The organism is Gordonia sp. NB41Y (assembly GCF_030718915.1).
Taxonomy (GTDB): domain Bacteria; phylum Actinomycetota; class Actinomycetes; order Mycobacteriales; family Mycobacteriaceae; genus Gordonia; species Gordonia desulfuricans.
This window is the reverse complement of the sequence record NZ_CP132196.1, coordinates 3,105,976-3,122,047: the sequence shown is the minus strand read 5'-3', so window position 1 is coordinate 3,122,047 and position 16,072 is coordinate 3,105,976. Positions and strand designations below refer to the sequence as shown.

General features: G+C 68.3%; 9 protein-coding genes and 1 pseudogene. 6 read left to right on the top strand and 4 right to left on the bottom strand.

From position 1 onward, the window contains the following. Window positions 1-407: 407 nt before the first annotated feature. From Q9K23_RS13435 to Q9K23_RS13425, 3 genes are all read right to left on the bottom strand, one after another. Complete coding sequence (locus Q9K23_RS13435) at window positions 408-1,994, bottom strand: glycosyltransferase 87 family protein (protein ID WP_261977918.1); 1,587 nt, start codon at window positions 1,992-1,994, stop codon at window positions 408-410. Continuing rightward, entirely contained in the window at window positions 1,975-4,323 is a 2,349-nt protein-coding gene (locus Q9K23_RS13430; protein ID WP_020790619.1) for a transglycosylase domain-containing protein, read from the bottom strand. Before Q9K23_RS13430 ends, Q9K23_RS13435 begins: the two co-directional genes overlap by 20 nt. A gap of 176 nt (window positions 4,324-4,499) precedes the next feature. Continuing rightward, on the bottom strand, window positions 4,500-4,889 hold the full coding sequence (locus tag Q9K23_RS13425; RefSeq protein ID WP_053777212.1) for a DUF5318 family protein: 390 nt from the start codon (window positions 4,887-4,889) through the stop codon (window positions 4,500-4,502). Window positions 4,890-5,111: 222 nt separating this feature from the next. On the opposite strand from Q9K23_RS13425, the gene Q9K23_RS13420 reads away from it, so the two are divergent. Both Q9K23_RS13420 and Q9K23_RS13415 read left to right on the top strand, forming a co-directional pair. Then, window positions 5,112-5,840: a PadR family transcriptional regulator gene (locus Q9K23_RS13420; RefSeq protein ID WP_020790621.1), complete on the top strand. Its 729-nt coding sequence runs from the start codon at window positions 5,112-5,114 to the stop codon at window positions 5,838-5,840. After that, complete coding sequence (locus Q9K23_RS13415; RefSeq protein WP_053777213.1) at window positions 5,833-6,924, top strand: inositol-3-phosphate synthase; 1,092 nt, start codon at window positions 5,833-5,835, stop codon at window positions 6,922-6,924. Before Q9K23_RS13420 ends, Q9K23_RS13415 begins: the two co-directional genes overlap by 8 nt. 343 nt (window positions 6,925-7,267) lie before the next feature. Here the strand turns inward: Q9K23_RS13415 and Q9K23_RS13410 are convergent, their stop codons facing one another. Further along, entirely contained in the window at window positions 7,268-7,885 is a 618-nt protein-coding gene (locus Q9K23_RS13410) for a LuxR C-terminal-related transcriptional regulator (RefSeq protein WP_020790614.1), read from the bottom strand. A 197-nt stretch (window positions 7,886-8,082) separates the two neighbouring features. Between Q9K23_RS13410 and Q9K23_RS13405 the strand changes: the two genes are divergently transcribed. From Q9K23_RS13405 to Q9K23_RS13390, 4 genes and pseudogenes are all read left to right on the top strand, one after another. Further along, window positions 8,083-8,817, top strand: a complete 735-nt coding sequence (locus Q9K23_RS13405; RefSeq protein ID WP_261977900.1) for a response regulator — start codon at window positions 8,083-8,085, stop codon at window positions 8,815-8,817. Window positions 8,818-8,989: 172 nt separating this feature from the next. Continuing rightward, window positions 8,990-9,706, top strand: a pseudogene (locus Q9K23_RS13400) (HNH endonuclease family protein); the annotation flags it as partial. Between the two features lie 96 nt (window positions 9,707-9,802). After that, window positions 9,803-13,366: a tubulin-like doman-containing protein gene (locus Q9K23_RS13395; RefSeq protein ID WP_020790613.1), complete on the top strand. Its 3,564-nt coding sequence runs from the start codon at window positions 9,803-9,805 to the stop codon at window positions 13,364-13,366. Beyond that, on the top strand, window positions 13,366-16,071 hold the full coding sequence (locus Q9K23_RS13390) for a hypothetical protein (protein WP_053777283.1): 2,706 nt from the start codon (window positions 13,366-13,368) through the stop codon (window positions 16,069-16,071). The genes Q9K23_RS13395 and Q9K23_RS13390 overlap by 1 nt, the downstream gene beginning before the upstream one ends. Window position 16,072 lies beyond the last annotated feature (1 nt).

The following is a 16,072-nucleotide window of genomic DNA, read 5'->3' as shown; positions in this document are numbered from 1 at the left end:
GGTTGCGTTCCGAGGTCGGCCCGGCGGAGGTTTCGACACGCCTCGTCGCTCCGCTCCTCATCGGCTCAACCACCAACAGCTGCAACCACTTACGGAATTTGTGCCAGGACCGTCAACCCCCACAACCACTTTGATGGCTGAGCCGGGACCGAGCCGGAAAGGCGAGGACCCGAGTCGAAATCTGGTGAGCCGAGAATGTCGCCAACCACACCCCAATCCAGTGGTCACGTCCCGAACTCGGCCGACGGAGGTTTCGACACGCCTCGTCGCTCCGCTCCTCATCGGCTCAACCATCGTTCCCCGCAACAATTTTCGCCACAACCGGCTACGTGGCTCCGCCCCTCATCGGCTCAACCATCGTTTCCCACAACCGTTTTCGCCACAACCGGCTACCAACGGCAGCAACGTCATCCAGTGGGTAGCGGGACACCGTTCGGCGCGACGCGCGGCCGGTGTGCCCCGATGCGGTCGGGTGCACCGTCGAGGACGCCGCCGGCCGGGTCGTCGAGGATGTTGCCCTCGCCGTCCCGGCGCATGAGGTCTTCTTCGGGACGCAGGATCTGCCAGATCACGATGACACACAGGACGATCACGAACAGCGCGCGGATGACGATGATCGCGGTGAACCATTCCTGCGGCAGCCATCGTCGGCTGGGGTCGATGTAGAGCGACATCCGCGGAATCCACACGAGGGCGTCGACGGCCATCCATGCCAGCAGCAGCCGGGTGTGCGGGATCGCCAGGACTGCGAGTGGGACCAGCCACAGTGAGTACTGCGGACTCCACACCTTGTTGAGCAGCAGGAAGCCCGCGACCAGCAGGAACATCAGCTGGGCCACCCGGGGGCGGGTGGGTGCGGCCAGGGCCAGGACCGCGATGCCGATGACGAGCAGGATCATCAGGCCGAACGACACGATGTTGAGGATCGGCACATCCCAGGTGGTGCCGACCGCCTTGGCGGCCAGCCGCAGCAGCGAGTCGGAGTCGGCGCCGCGCTCGGAGTTGAGGCGGAAGAACTCGTACCAGCCACGGGGATAGAGCGTGAGGATCGGCAGGTTGACGACCAGCCAGGTGACCACCGCGGCGATCGCGGTCTGGGCGAATGTGCGGAGCCGCCCGGACCGCAGGCACAGCAGGAACAACACCACCAGCAACAGCACCGGATAGAACTTGGCGGCCGCCCCGAGACCGATGAACACGCCGGCCAGCCAGGGACGCCGACGCGCCCAGCACAGCATGGCCACCGCCAGCATCGCCGTCGCGATGGCGTCGAAGTTGGTGAAGGCGTGCACGATCACCAGCGGCGACACCGCGGCCACCCAGGCCGCCCAGATCCGGGCACGGGCGGTGAGTGCGGTGGCCCAGATGGTGACCAGCCAGAACAGGACCAGACCGAGGGCGGCCAGATCGAAGAACAGGACCGACTCCAATGCACCGGGCACACCCCAGTGCTCCATCGCCCACGACCACGCCTGCGCGCCCTTGGCGACGACGTACATGTACATGCCGGTGATGACCGGATACTCCATGTACCGCTTGATGGTCTCGCCGTTGCCGTCATCCTCGAACCAGTAGGTGCGATACGGGAACGCACCCTTGTCGAGCCGCTCGGCGCCGTAGAGGGCGATCACGTCCGAATAGCAGAGGTCGGTGAACTGTCGCTGGTCGGAGCGGTCGAGCTCGAGCGTCGTCGCGCCGTCGGGGCCGGTGACCACCGCTTCTTGTTGCAGGCAGCCCGCCTTGCCGAACCAGCCCAGGGCGAGGGTGCACAACGCGAGCAGGAACAGCACCCGGATCGGGGTCCAGTGGCGGCTGCGGCCGATCGCCGCATGCGCGCCCGACGGCCCGCCGATGACGCGCGCCGCCTCGGCCACCACCACATCGTGATGGCCGGGGATCACCCGACGGGTGTCGGTGCGCAGGTCGGCGGACAGCGGAGCCGGGCTGTCCGTTTCCGGATCGCCCGGCCCGGGGTCAGCCGCCTGGGACGCCAGGGACCACTCCTTCGCCGTCACCGGTACCGCCGCCGGTCCCGGTGTCGCCCGTATCGCCGGTGCCGGAATCCCCGGTCCCGCCGTTGCCCGTACCGCCGTTACCCGTTCCGCCGTTGCCGGTGCCCCCGTTGCCGGTACCGCCGTTACCGTTGCCCGTACCGCCGTCACCCGGCTGCGCGGCACCCGGTATCGGGATGGTGATACCCGGTGCGACGGTCAGGTTCCCGTCGGCTCCGGTCCCCGGAATGCTCGGGATCTGCGGTCGGGTGCGGGTGGACGGATTGGTCGGCTGGTAGGTGGTGGGCGGCGGCTCGTAGGGCACACCGGCCTGGCCGCCGACGGCCTCCGGCTCCGGGAACTGCTCGATCGGATCACCGTCGAGCGCATTGTCCATCGCCCGCTTCCAGATCTGCGCGGGCAGTCCACTGCCGTAGATCGACGATCCGCCGTAGTTGGTCAGGGCCGTGCCCTTGTCGGTGCCGACCCACACCGCGGTGGCCAGCTGCGGGGTGTAGCCGACCATCCAGGCGTCCTTGTTCTGGCCGGTGTCACCGAGCTGCGCGGTACCGGTCTTGGCCGCCGACGGCCGGGACCCGAGCGACGAGTCGTAGAGCGAGTTGCCGTTGGAGTAGGCCGCGATCGGCTCGAGGGCCGCGGTCACGTTGTCGGCGACCTTGGCCGGGAACACCCGTTTGCCGGGATTGGGCTGGCGGTCGAAGAGCACCTCGCCGCTGGAGGTCTCCACCTTCTGCACGAAGTACGGTTCGCGGTAGATGCCCGACGCCGCGAGCGTGGCGTAGGCGGAGGCCATGTCGATGACGCGGGACGGGTACTGGCCCAGGACCACACCGCCCTCGACGGCACCGTTGTCGTTCTGCAGGGTGTGCTCGACGCTGCCGAACGACTCGGCCACACCGGCCTTGTGCGCGGCGGCCGCGACATCCTCGGCCTTGTTGTCGAGGTCCATCATCAGCCGGTAGTACACCGTGTTCAGCGACATCTTCATCGCGGTCGCCAGGTTGCACGACCCGCAGCTCTCGCCGTCGGAGTTCTCGACGGTGATGTCGGTGTTGGGGATGGAGTACGGCGCAGAGCTGTACACCTTGGACAGCGGGATGCCCTGCTCCAGGGCCGCGACCAGCGCGAACACCTTGAACGACGAGCCGGTCTGCAGTCCCGCCTGGGCGTAGTCCCAGCCCTGGGCGTCGTCGCCGCCGTAGTACCCGGCGACACCACCGGTCTTCGGGTTGATCGAGACGACGGCGTCGCGCAGCTGTTTGGGCTCGCCGTTGAGGACACCGTTCTCGCAGGGGTAGACGTCGTTCTTGCGGCAGGCGGCCTGCACCACAGCGTTCTGCACCTGCGGATCGATCGAGGTGGTGATCTTGAGCCCCTCGGTCTGCACCTGCTGCTCGGAGATGTTGAGCTCGGCCAGCTCGGCGAGGACCTGACGCTTGATCAGTCCGTTGGGTCCGACCGTCTCACCGCCGGTGGCGGGAGCCGGATAGACCTTCGGGTACTTCATCTCCTGCGCCTCGGCGGAGGTCAGGGCACCGGTGGCGACCATGCCGTTGAGCACGTAGTGCCAGCGGGCGACCGCGGCCTCCTCGTTGACCGCCGGATCGTAGTAGGAAGGCGACCGGATGGTGGCGGCAAGGACCGCCGACTCGGCGGGGGTGAGCTTCTGGACCGGCTTGCGGAAATACGCCTGGGAGGCGGCCGCGACGCCGTAGGCCCCGCGCCCGAAGTAGATGGTGTTGAGATAGGCCTCGAGGATGTCGTCCTTGGACCACTGCTCGGACATCTTGGTGGCGATCACCAGCTCGCGCAGCTTGCGCTCATAGCTGTGCTCGTCGCCGACCAGAGCGTTCTTGACGTACTGCTGGGTGATGGTCGAACCACCACCGGCGAGGTCGTTGTTGGTGACCCGGCCCCACACCGCGCGGGACAGGCCACGCACCGAGAAGCCGTCGTTGGTGCGGAACTCGCGGTCCTCGGCGGCGATCACCGCGTTCTGCAGGGACGTGGGGATGTCGGCGATCTTGACGTCGGTGCGGTTGCCCTCCGGCGGGACGATCTTGGCGATCGTCTTACCCGTGGAGTCGACGATCGTGGCGATCTGGTTCTGCTTGATGTCACCCGGCTTGGGCACCGTGGCCGTCTCGTAGGCGATCACGAAGGCGATCACACCGATCAGGACCACCGCGGGGACGATCAGACCGAATGCCCCGACCAGCCAGGCGATGATGCGCTGACGCGAGCGCTTGCTGTCTCCCGTGTCGCTTCCGGAACCGGCACGTGACGACGACGTGCGGCGTTCGTCGCTCAACGTCGAACCTCCCAATGAATCACGCCGCTCTTCGGCGCAACGTTGCTCACCCTACTTGTTTGTCCTCACCCGACGTCCCACTGTGACGCACGACCAGGGGCGCGACCAACCCGGTCACGGGCCCCCGACGTGCGGCATCGCCGGCGGGGATCGCGACGATCCCGGCGGCGGTGGACCTACTTGGCCACCCGGCGACGACGATGCGGCCGCGGCGGCAGACCGGCAACGTACGACTGGACCAGATGGTTCCAGCTGCAGGTCCGGCACACCTCGACGACGTGCACCGAGAACTCCTCGGCGGTGGCGTCGAGACGGGCGATCTCGTCGTTGGAACGGGCCGACCCCGAGACCTGGCCCAGGCGGTCACCGAACACCCATGAGACCAACGTCACCTGCTCTTTCCGGCAGATCGGACACAGGGTGTTGCTCGGGCGACCATGGAATTTGGCGGCACGCAACAGATACGGACTCGCGTCGCAGACATCGGCGACGGCGGTCCGTCCCGACGTCACCTCGGACAGCCGCGACCGACGCTGCAGGGCGTAGTCGACGATCTGGCGTTGCACGCGTTCCAGAGTACGTGGTCGGCACCCGCGTCGTCCGTGTGACCTGCCCGGCTCCGACCGCCACGTCGACCCCCTTTCGCATGTCGTCGGCGGTCGTCCGATCGGTTCATCCGAACGACCCGATATCGACATCGTTTATATCGGTGCGATACATTGAGAAATGCATCAGCGCGAGGTGTTGGTGCGTCATCTCGGGGATACAGATGCGAAAGGAGGTCGACGATGCTCGAACTCGCCATCCTCGGCCTGCTGCTGGAGTCCCCGATGCATGGCTATGAGCTGCGCAAACGCCTGACCGGACTCCTGGGAGCGTTCCGCGCCTTCTCGTACGGCTCGCTGTACCCCACCCTGCGGCGCATGCAGGCCGACGGCCTGATCGACGAGGCCAGCGCCGCACCGTCGGGGATGAAGGTGCGCCGCGGTCGCCGGGTCTACCAGCTCACCGACGCCGGCCGGGTCCGCTTCACCGAGCTCGTCGCCGACACCGGACCGCAGAACTACACCGACGACGGCTTCGGCGTGCACCTGGCGTTCTTCAGCCGCACCCCCGCCGTCGCCCGCATGCGCATCCTCGAAGGCCGCCGCCGGCAGGTCGAGGAGCGCCGCGAGGGACTGCGCGAGATGGTCGGACGCGCCACCCGCAGCTCCGACCGCTACACGCGCCAGCTCCATGAACTCAGCCTCGAGTCCAGCGAACGAGAGGTCCGCTGGCTCAACGAACTGATCGCCGCCGAGGCGTCGGAGAACACCGCGGCCGCCCACGGTCCGACGACCACCGATGTCGACCTCACGGCCGCACAGACCTCCCCCGAACTCCCGGACACCGATTCATCGCAGACCGGTGTCGCAGGGCAGGAAGATGCCGAGACGCCCCGGGCGCTCGGACGAACCCCGGTGTCGCAGCCCAGCGCTGCGACCCACCAAGAAGAAGGAGAACCCGACCATGGGTGAGCCCAATAAGGTGCGCGTGGCCATTGTGGGCGTAGGAAACTGCGCTTCATCCCTGGTCCAGGGCGTGCAGTACTACAAGGACGCCGACGAGAACTCGACCGTCCCCGGTCTGATGCACGTCAAGTTCGGCCCGTACCACGTGCGTGACGTCGAGTTCGTCGCCGCATTCGACGTGGACGCCAAGAAGGTCGGCTTCGACCTGTCGGACGCGATCTTCGCGAGCGAGAACAACACCATCAAGATCGCCGACGTCGCCCCGACCGGCGTGACCGTGCAGCGCGGCCACACCCTCGACGGCCTCGGCAAGTACTACCGCGAGACCATCACCGAGGCCGACGGCGACGGTGTCGACATCGTCAAGACCCTCAAGGACGCCGAGGTCGACGTCCTGGTCAGCTACCTCCCGGTGGGCTCCGATCAGGCCGACAAGTTCTACGCTCAGTGCGCCATCGACGCGAATGTCGCCTTCGTCAACGCACTTCCGGTGTTCATCGCCTCGGATCCGGTGTGGGCCAAGAAGTTCGCCGACGCCGGTGTCCCGATCGTCGGTGACGACATCAAGAGCCAGGTGGGCGCGACCATCACCCACCGCGTGATGGCCAAGCTGTTCGAGGATCGCGGCGTCACCCTGGACCGCACCTACCAGCTCAACGTCGGCGGCAACATGGACTTCAAGAACATGCTCGAGCGTGAGCGTCTGGAGTCCAAGAAGGTCTCCAAGACCCAGGCCGTCACCTCGAACCTGACCGGCCCGCTCGCCGGCAAGATCGCCGACAAGAACGTCCACATCGGCCCGTCCGACCACGTCGAGTGGCTCGACGACCGCAAGTGGGCCTACGTCCGTCTCGAGGGTCGTGCCTTCGGCGACGTGCCGCTGAACCTGGAGTACAAGCTCGAGGTGTGGGACTCCCCCAACTCGGCCGGCATCATCATCGACGCCGTGCGCGCCGCCAAGATCGCCAAGGACCGCGGCCTCGGTGGCCCGATCCTGCCGGCCTCGGCCTACCTGATGAAGTCGCCGCCGGAGCAGGTCGCCGACGACATCGCCCGCGCCCAGCTCGAGGCGTTCATCATCGAGGGCTGATCACCCGACGGGGCAAGAACCACGGTGCCGCACACCTTTCGGTGTGCGGCACCGTTGTCGTCGGCGCAACCCACCCTCGCCACCGACCCGGAGAAGATTCATCAATTCGGGGGAATGTCATCCGATCGTCTGACACATAACCTTGGGACAGCGAGAGGAGGACATGGTGGGCGCGTGCGAGAGGTGCACACAGCGGTTGGCGCCCTGCCCTGGATGCGACGGTGAGGCCGGCGGTTACAGCATCGCGGGGAAGCTCACCTGCGCACGGTGCGACAACACCGGCCGATGGTGCCCGGTTCATGAGAAGAACTGGCGCGCCTGATCTCTCATGGGATGTGTGCCTTCACCACGCCTGCAGCCGGGCGCGATCCACCCAACCGTCGGCGATCAGCTCGATCAGCAGCTGCGACTTGTTGTTCACCGGCCGACCCGCATCCACATACCGATCCATGACCCGACGGAGATGCGTGCGAACGGTGCTCGGCGCGATGAAGTGCCGCGACGACGTCTCCCGCACGGTGGCACCGAGGACATAGGTCACCACCACCTCGCACTCGCGGCTGCTCAGGTGCACCCGCTGCGGTGCCTCCTGATCGGGCCCGATGATCGCGGCCAGCGCGTGCTGCAGGGCCCCGACCGCCCCGGGCGAGTCCGGCAGCCTGATGCCCTTGACCCGGAGGTCTCGGATCCCGATCCCGATGATCTGCGCGGTAGCCGATGCCCTCGTCGCGATGAACCGGTTCAGCCGATCGACGCTGCGCACGATCACGACCGCGGGGGCCGGAACCGGCAGCGGGTTCCCGGTGTCGACGTCGACGATCACCGCGCGATATCCCAGGCGTTCGACGAACGCGAGATAGGCGACGTCGGAGAGGTCGTGCTCGGCGATCACCGCCACCGAACGGCTCGGTGGGAGAGGGCGAACGGGGACGTTCAGATCGTCATCGACATCAGTGGTCATCGAGACTCCTGGAGGGGAGGACGGCGCGCGGTGGAGAGGACGGATCCTCGGGGCCCTTCCACGATCACCAGTGGCCGACGGCACGTCAGCCGTCCTGACGACACTTTCGCCTCATGACGGAGTGGGATGTGGCCCCGGATTCGACGATGGAGGTCGAATCATGCACGGAACCGACCACGTGGGGCATGATGTCGCACGTGACCGCCGGACTGCGCATCCTCATCGCCTCCCCCCTCGGCCATGTGGTCGCGGCACCGTTACAGACCGCGTTCCCGGGTTCCACGGTCGTCGTCGCACAGGATCAGGCGGAGTTCCAGAACGCGATCTCCGCTCGGGTCCGGTTCGACGTGGTCAGCGCGGACCTGATCTTCAACCGGGCCGACCTGGAGTGGACATTCGATGGCCTGGACGTGATCGAAGGGCTCCGCACCGCCGACCGGCTCTCACCGGTTCTCCTGGCCACCCAAGGACATTCGATGGAGGAGGACCACCTGGCCGAAGCACGCGTGCGCGACGACGTCTCGGGTGTCGTGTCGAAGTCGGACGGTCTTCAGTCGCTCGTCGACTCACTGCGCGCCGTCGCGTTCGGCCAACGCCTCGCTCCCCCGGCCGCCACCACCCATCGACCGTCGTTGTTCGAGTTGTTCGACAGTCGCCGAGGGGTCACCACGGCCCGTCTCGCCGGCGCGATCGCATCGGGCAACGCGGCCGACGTGGCCAGTCTCGCGACCATCGCCCGGGTGTCGACCAACACCGCCAACAAGGCGGCGACCACCTACCTGGGGCCGTTGATGCGGGCCCGGAACGAACACGACGAACGGTTGCCGCTGACCCAGGCGTCGGTGTACCGCTGGTGCGGCCTCCACGCCCGCTACATCGTCAGTTGGTGCCGACGACATGGCCACGAGGACGTGCTGGGACTCCCGTCCTGACCCTGGTGGGACCGGCCCGCACAGCTCGATCGACACTCGTTGCCGGTGTGCTGCGCCGTGATCGGCGTGACCGCGGACGCGGGATATCACCCGACCGCGTGCGGTGTCAGGGGCATCGGCCACAATCACCGACATGACCGCACACCGTCGCCGCACCCGTCACGTCCTGCTCATGGCCGGGATGGTCGCGTGCTCACTTCTCGCCGGATGTGCTGCACCGGAATCAGATTCGATCCAACCACCGGTTTCGTCGACGGCCCCGGAGGCGGATGACACTGCCACACAGCCGGTTCCGGGCACCGGAACGGAACGGCCCGAGGAGAGTTCTTCCGCGCAGACGACCCTCGATTCCCTCCCGGTGAAGGGCCGGGCACCGAAAACCGGTTACAGCAGGGCGCAGTTCGGCCAGAGCTGGACCGACGACGTGGACGTCGCCGGCGGACACAACGGTTGCGACACCCGTAACGACATCCTGCGTCGAGATCTCACCGACATCACCGTCAAGCCGGGGACCCGTGAGTGCGTCGTCCTCTCCGGCACCCTCGACGATCCGTACACCGGCACGACCGTTCGGTTCACGCGCGGAACCGACACGTCGTCGCAGGTGCAGATCGACCACGTCGTCGCCCTGGCGGATGCCTGGCAGAAGGGTGCCCAGAACCTCACCCCCGAGAAACGGGCCGACCTCGCCAACGATCCGCGCAACCTGCAGGCGACGATCGGATCGGTCAACCAGAGCAAGGGTGCCGGCGACGCAGCCACCTGGTTGCCACCGAACAAGGCCTACCGCTGCACCTACGCCGAACGGCAGATCGAGGTCAAGGCCGCCTACGGGCTGTGGGTGACCGCGGCCGAACGCGATGCGCTCGCACGCCTCCTGGACGACTGCTGACCCCTCGCCTCGAAACGGTCGCCCGGAACGGTTCGCCGAGGGGACATCGCGCAGCGGCCGCGCGACGGATCCGGCGGTGCCGCACTGGCCTACATGATGGACCAGCTGCGCTCCGACCTGGCCGGCCACGGCATCCATCGGTTGCCCGCCGGATGGCAGTTCGTCCATCTCGACGTACCCACCTCGCCGTCCCGGGTCGAAGGTGTCGGCAACGTCCGCGACCAGGGTGGCGTCTACGTCGGCACCGGCCCGGAGAGCGACAGCTACAAGGTCCTCGACAACGCGATGACCCAGCGCCTGGCCACCAACCAGGCGGTCGACGGGATCGCCACCTGGGCCCCGCGCGACCCGGACTCGGTCTACACCCCGCTGTCCACCGGAGCCGGCCAGTACCGGTCGCTGGGTCGCATGATCACCCTCAGCCGGGTGGGGCAGGTCCGCGACGCGCTGCAGCAGGCCTGGGATCGCCTGTACCTCAACTCCACCGACACCGAGATGCGGTCGCTGTCGATGCCCGGCGCCGGGACCTACAGTCCCGACGACCAGCCGATCGTGCTGGTCGTCTCCTCGATGGCCGGTGGCGCCGGTGCGTCGATGGCACTCGACGTCTGCCGCATCCTCACCCTGGTCCAGGGAGTCGACCCGCGCCTGATGGCCGTGTTCATGGTGACCCCCGACATCTTCGAGACGTTGCCCTCTTCCGCGGTCACCGGTACCCGCGCCAACGCGCTGACCATGCTCGGCGAGATCGTGGCCGCACAGACCGGTTCGGCCCGCGAATCCGACGTCGCACTGTTGCGGGCCCTCGGCTACGAACGCGGTGAGGGCGAACGGATCCCGTTCGCCCGGGTCTTCCCGGTGGGCCGATACGTCGGCGCCCAGCGCACCGTCTTCGGCGACGGCACACCCAACGCCGTGTACCGCGGGCTCGGGCGCGGTCTGGCCGGCCTGACCATGTCGGGTCCGGCACTGCAGCAGTTCGTCGAGTGGGACCTCACCAACGGTGTCGGCGACCAGGGTTCGCTGGAGTTCCTCGGATGGGGCAACCGGCAGTGGAACAACATCCCGTGGGGCACTTTCGGTTACGCCAGCCTGTCGATGGGACGCGACCGCTACGCCGAGTACGCCGCCCAGCGACTGGCCCGCTCCAGCGCCGACAAGCTCCTGCACGGCCACCTCCAGCCCGGCAACAGCGCCTCCGACGAGGAACAGGTCAACGCGATCCTGGACAACCAGTGGGGCAACATCTGCCGGCAGCTCGGTCTGCCCGAGGGTGCCGGCGGCAACCTCGTCGGCCAGTGGCTGGCGTCGCCGGCCGTACTGTCGCACGAGCAGGTGAGCACGCACGGGATGCAGATCGTCAACGCCGCGGTCCGCCCGCGCATCGACCAGAACCCCGGCGTCAACGGCGAACAGTGGGCGGCCTCGGTCTACCGGGTGCTCGGCGAGCAACGCGACACCGTCAAGGGAGCCGCCGCCACCACCGCGTACTCGGTGGCCTACACCTGGCATCAGAACTTCGCCAACGCACTCACCTTCGTCACCACCGAGGCGATCGCCATGCTGGGTCTCCCGTATGCGACCGGCCTGGTGAAACGGGTCTCGCGCCTCATGTCGGATGTGATCCTGCCCGAATCCCAGCAGCTGTCGGGGTATGCGCCGGGCGACGTCGTCGAGGTGTCACCCGAGGTCGCGCGGACCCTCGCATCCCTCAAGGGCACGTTGACCAACCCGGCCGGGGTGAGTGAGCAGGTCCTCGACGGTCTGCGCGGTCCGGTGCAGCAGGAGATCTACGCCTCCCTGGCGACCCGGGTCGCCGACGCCGCGAGTGCGATCGTCGGGGAGATCCTCGACCCGCTGATCACCGGCCTCAACGAGTCGCAGACGCTGCTGCGTCAGGCCGCGGCGGCGCCTCGCCGGGAGACCGGCCTCGCCCACCTGCAGACCACCGAGTACGCGGCCTGGCCGTCGGACAACGACGAGCGCGTCGCCGAACGCTTCTCCGAGGCCGACAACGAGGTGATGCTGACCCGGTCGGGAGAGTTCAAGCAGCGCTACGAGATCGACCTCCCCAGCTCGATCGGCGCCCAGACCTCTGATCCGCACACCTTCCGCATGGCGGTGGGCCGCGCCGCCCACCAGGTGATCACCGGCCACTGGACCACGGTCGGCGGCACCCGCGCACCCGGTGACGTCCAGCCGACGGTGGAGCGCACCTCCGCATGGGTCTCGCGGGCCTTCCCGCGTCACCCGGAGAGCGGCGAGACCCTCATCGCCTCCCCCGCCACCTTCGACATCCACATCCGGCCAGGCGAACTTCTCTCGCGCGCACGGGAATTCGTGGCCCGCCCGGGCGAGGCCTTCCACCGCTTCTGCTCGGTCTCGTTGCGCGAGTACGTGACCGGCCGGACCAGCAGCGACGCCCAGGTGGCCGAGTCCGAGCTGGCCGCCCGCCGACGCGACCTCCTGCTCCGATTCGGCGAGGCGGTGAGCCTGGCCCGGCCGCTGGCCAGCGTGAACGAGAACGCCATGCAGGCCATCCACGGCGTCTCCGAGATGATGTACCGCTACAAGTTCTCCGCGGTGCCCTTCCACAGCCTGACCGTCGCCGACGAACTGTCGACCACCCTCGGGCAGCAGATGCGCGTCGACAAGAACAGCGTCCGCGCACTCGAGGGCGCGCTCACCGACGAGGCCAACATCAAGCGCATCGACATCTTCGGCTCGTACCCGAACTACTCGCCGCTGGCCTACGACGCCGTGGTCGAGGCGGCGTCCCGCCAGTGGCTGGAATCGTCGGCGGCCGAACGCAAGGCGTTCTGGACCCATCGTCGGGCCCGCCCGCTCGCGGCCAGCCTGCCGATGCACGTCGACGAACGCCGGGCGATGGTCGGCGGATGGATCCTCGGCCGCGCCCTCGGCCTGGTCTCGGTTCCCGAGGCGCCGTTCACGCAGGCCGCGCAGGTCTGGGACGGGGAGAACAAACGGTGGTTGCCGTTCCCCGCCCAGCTGCTCACCCCGCCGTCGGAGTTCCTCGCCGAATACGACTGGCTCCCGGCGATTCTCGAATCCGTGCTGCTGGCCATCGCCAACTCGCACCAGCCGCCGGCGATGAGTTCGATGCATCCGTACCGGGCGCTGCGCCGGGTCTACGACGCGGCCGCACAGAACACCACCTCCGGAATGGATCGGGACCAGCTCGCCGCCCGCCGCAACATCGCCGACTGGTTGCGCTCCGGCGATCTCGGCACCGGTATCGCCTCGGTGATCGCCGACACCGGGCCGGGCTCCGACATCGCCACGCGCGCAGAACGACTCACCGCATACCTGACCGAGTACCGCACCTTTGTGGGTGCACACTTCATGCGCCCCGGCGACGGCGGCACCGACGGTCACCCACCGGCCCCGGGCGGTGGTGTCTTCTCGGTGATCTCGGTGCGCGAGCAGGCGTCGAAGACCCCGATCTTCCGCGACCTCGCCCCCGACGTGTACTGGGTCACCAGCGAACTGCTGGCGCTGATCCCGGCGGCGGTGGCCGACGCCGAACGGCCGATCGCCCCGGACACACCGAGCCCGGTACCCGTACAGGGACGTGAGAACGATTGGTCGGCACCGTCGATGGACTTCGGTTCGGCATCCGGCGGGAGCATCTTCTGATGACCGCACTGACGGTGTTCCTCGCCCCCAGCGGCCCCGCCGACGGCGTGCTGGCCGCACTCACCGACCTGTCGGCGGCCGGTCTCGTGGACCAGTTCGCCTGGGTCACCGACCCCGACACCGCCACGCCGGTGCAGTCACTCGTCGTCGTCGAGCGCGGGATCGCCCACGACCTCGCACTGACCGAACTGGTCACCACACGGCGGATCACGCTGCTGCGGATCTGTTCGGTCGTGCCGATCGCCGAGGGCACCCACCGGCTTCCGGTGGGCGCCGAACTCGGTGTGACCCGAGCGCTCCACTCGGCCACCGGGGCCGCACAGGTGGTCCGAATCCGGGTGGCGCTCACCGGCCCCGCCGGGATCGACGGACCGTCCACGGCACTGTCGGTCGAGGGCTGGCACAACGTCGTCGTATCGCCGGAGGATTCACGCGGCCCCGAGTTCGGCCGCATCCCCACCCCCACCGAGCCCACGTCCATCGATCACGGCCGCTTCGCCGGTCCGGTGATCGCGGGACTGACCGGACTGTGGAGCGGGATCGAGCACGCCCCGCTCGACGACGCGCCGGTGTTGCCCGGCAAGGTGATCCGGCTGGCCCGGTCGTTCTACCGGAAACTCGAGACCGCCGACGTCGAGTCGTCCCTGCGCGCGGAGATCCTGGCGCAGGACGGGCGTCTGCCGCTGCCCAGCGATCAGCGCATGCAGGTCGTGTACCTGCAGGATGCCGGGCTGGCGGGCCGGACGATGGCCTCGACGCTGTGGACCAAGCACAGCGCCGTCCTGCGTGGCACGCGCCTGTCCTACCCCACCCAGACGGTCGAGACCATCGGGGCCTGGGCGGCCATCAAGATGTTCCTCGGCTTCCTCTGGGCGTCGATCAAGAACGCCCCGGCGGCCTGGTACCACAAGGTCGCCGGCGGGTTGGCCCGCAGCGTCGCCATCGGCGTCCAGCAGGCCGTCTTCACCGACGCCCCCGCGGCCTACGAGGTGGTCGCCCACGGCCGCCGGGCCAACGGCCAGCACGCCGGATGGGCCGACATCGGCGAGGCCTCCGATCACCTGGGTGGCCTGATCACCGGCACCGGCCCCGTGCATGACGCGGGTACCGACCTGTCGGGGTTGTGGCAGGACTACGCCCGGGCGTCGATGACCCTCGCCGATGCGGGCAACCGCACGTCGGATCTGCCCCCGGTCCCGGTGGGGGCCGCGGTCGGGATCGTGCACGAGGCCGCCGGTGTGGTCCCCGGCCCGGGCGAACGGTTCACCGCGATCCCGGGTGTGATCGGTGCCGCGACCGAGATCGACGGGGTCGACGCCGTGGACGCCCTGGGTGTCGAGGATCTGCGCCGCCGCCTGGGCGATCTCCAGCGCGATCCGCACAACGGCCTCGCCGCCGGTTCCACCTTGTCGGCGTTGAACGACTGGCAGCGCCGGCACTCCGGCAGTTTCGGTGCCGCCGTCGGCGACCAGCTCGCGAAGTCGTTCGCCGGCTGCTGGTCCGAGGTCCAGGGGCTGTTCGCCAAACTCATGAACGCGCAGACCCCGCCGGACCCGGGATCCCGCAATCTCGGACTGGCCCGCTGGGTGCAGGTGGCGGTGGTGCTGTGGCTGATCCTGACCGGCGTCTTCACCTATCTGGCGATCGCGGAGATCGTGGACTGGTGGGTGGCACCGACGGTGATCGTCGGCACGCTGATCGTGCTCGTGGTGGCGCTCGGCTGCGCGTTCATCAGTACCCAACGACGACTGTTCGCCCTACTGCACCAACGGAAATCCGTCATCGCCGAGCACGAGATCGATCTGCAGAACCTGCGGGCGGCGCTCAACGATCTGCGTCGTCTGTCGCAGGCCTACGGACAGTTCCTGGCCTGGAGCCGCGTCATCGGCGGCTTCCTCGCGGCACCGCTCGGACCCGACCTGCATCGCCCGGAGCAGGTCCTGCACATCTCGCGTGGAATGCCGATGTCCACCTCGGTGGGTGTCGCACGGCCTGCCGAGGCCGAGATCGCCACCATCGCAGGACATCTTCGGCGGGATCTGTTCCGGCCGGGGTGGCTCACCCGCTCGTGGGAGGACCTCATCACGCGGGCCGCACCACCGCAGCCCGGGGCACGTGACCTCGGTGTCGGTGCGTCACCGCTGTGGTCCGAACGTGGCCGGCGCTCGGGCTCACAGCTCGACCGGTTCTCGACCGCGGTCCACACCGGCGCCGTCACGTCCTCGGGAGCCGACGTCGTGTGGCAGCATGCGCTCGACCTGCTCGCCGGCCCGATGGGCACCCTCGTCCCGCGACTGCTCGCCTCGGTGCAACCGATCGATCGGGCCGAGACCACCATCGACGAGTTCCTCGGCGGGATCGATCGGCCGACCGAACCGAGCGGGTCGTTCTCGACCGACCTCCTCACCGACGGTGCGATCATGGACGCCGTCGCCAAGGTCGACATCGACTACCGGCGCGCCCAGCGGTGGGGACTCGGGATCATCTGCGCTGCAACCCAGCTCAGCGACGCTTTCACCGCAGATCATCTGGTGACCGTGGGCGACCAGACCCCGCGGGCCGACACCGACTGGGCGGCGCCACAGCCGATCGAATCCGGGTTCGGTGTCTCCCGGAACGGCCAGGACCCCACCGGGGCCCCTGGTCCGGCGACCCGACCGGACGAGTTCCGGGCACCCGAACCCGGCCGAGGATTCGAGTTCTGAC

What these genes read in the sequence shown, in the direction of transcription:
- Q9K23_RS13420 (WP_020790621.1), top strand. Translation starts at nt 5,112, where the DNA reads ATGCTCGAACTCGCCATCCTCGGCCTGCTGCTGGAGTCCCCGATGCAT.
- Q9K23_RS13415 (WP_053777213.1), top strand. Translation starts at nt 5,833, where the DNA reads ATGGGTGAGCCCAATAAGGTGCGCGTGGCCATTGTGGGCGTAGGAAAC.
- Q9K23_RS13410 (WP_020790614.1), bottom strand. Translation starts at nt 7,885, where the DNA reads ATGACCACTGATGTCGATGACGATCTGAACGTCCCCGTTCGCCCTCTC.
- Q9K23_RS13395 (WP_020790613.1), top strand. Translation starts at nt 9,803, where the DNA reads ATGATGGACCAGCTGCGCTCCGACCTGGCCGGCCACGGCATCCATCGG.
- Q9K23_RS13390 (WP_053777283.1), top strand. Translation starts at nt 13,366, where the DNA reads ATGACCGCACTGACGGTGTTCCTCGCCCCCAGCGGCCCCGCCGACGGC.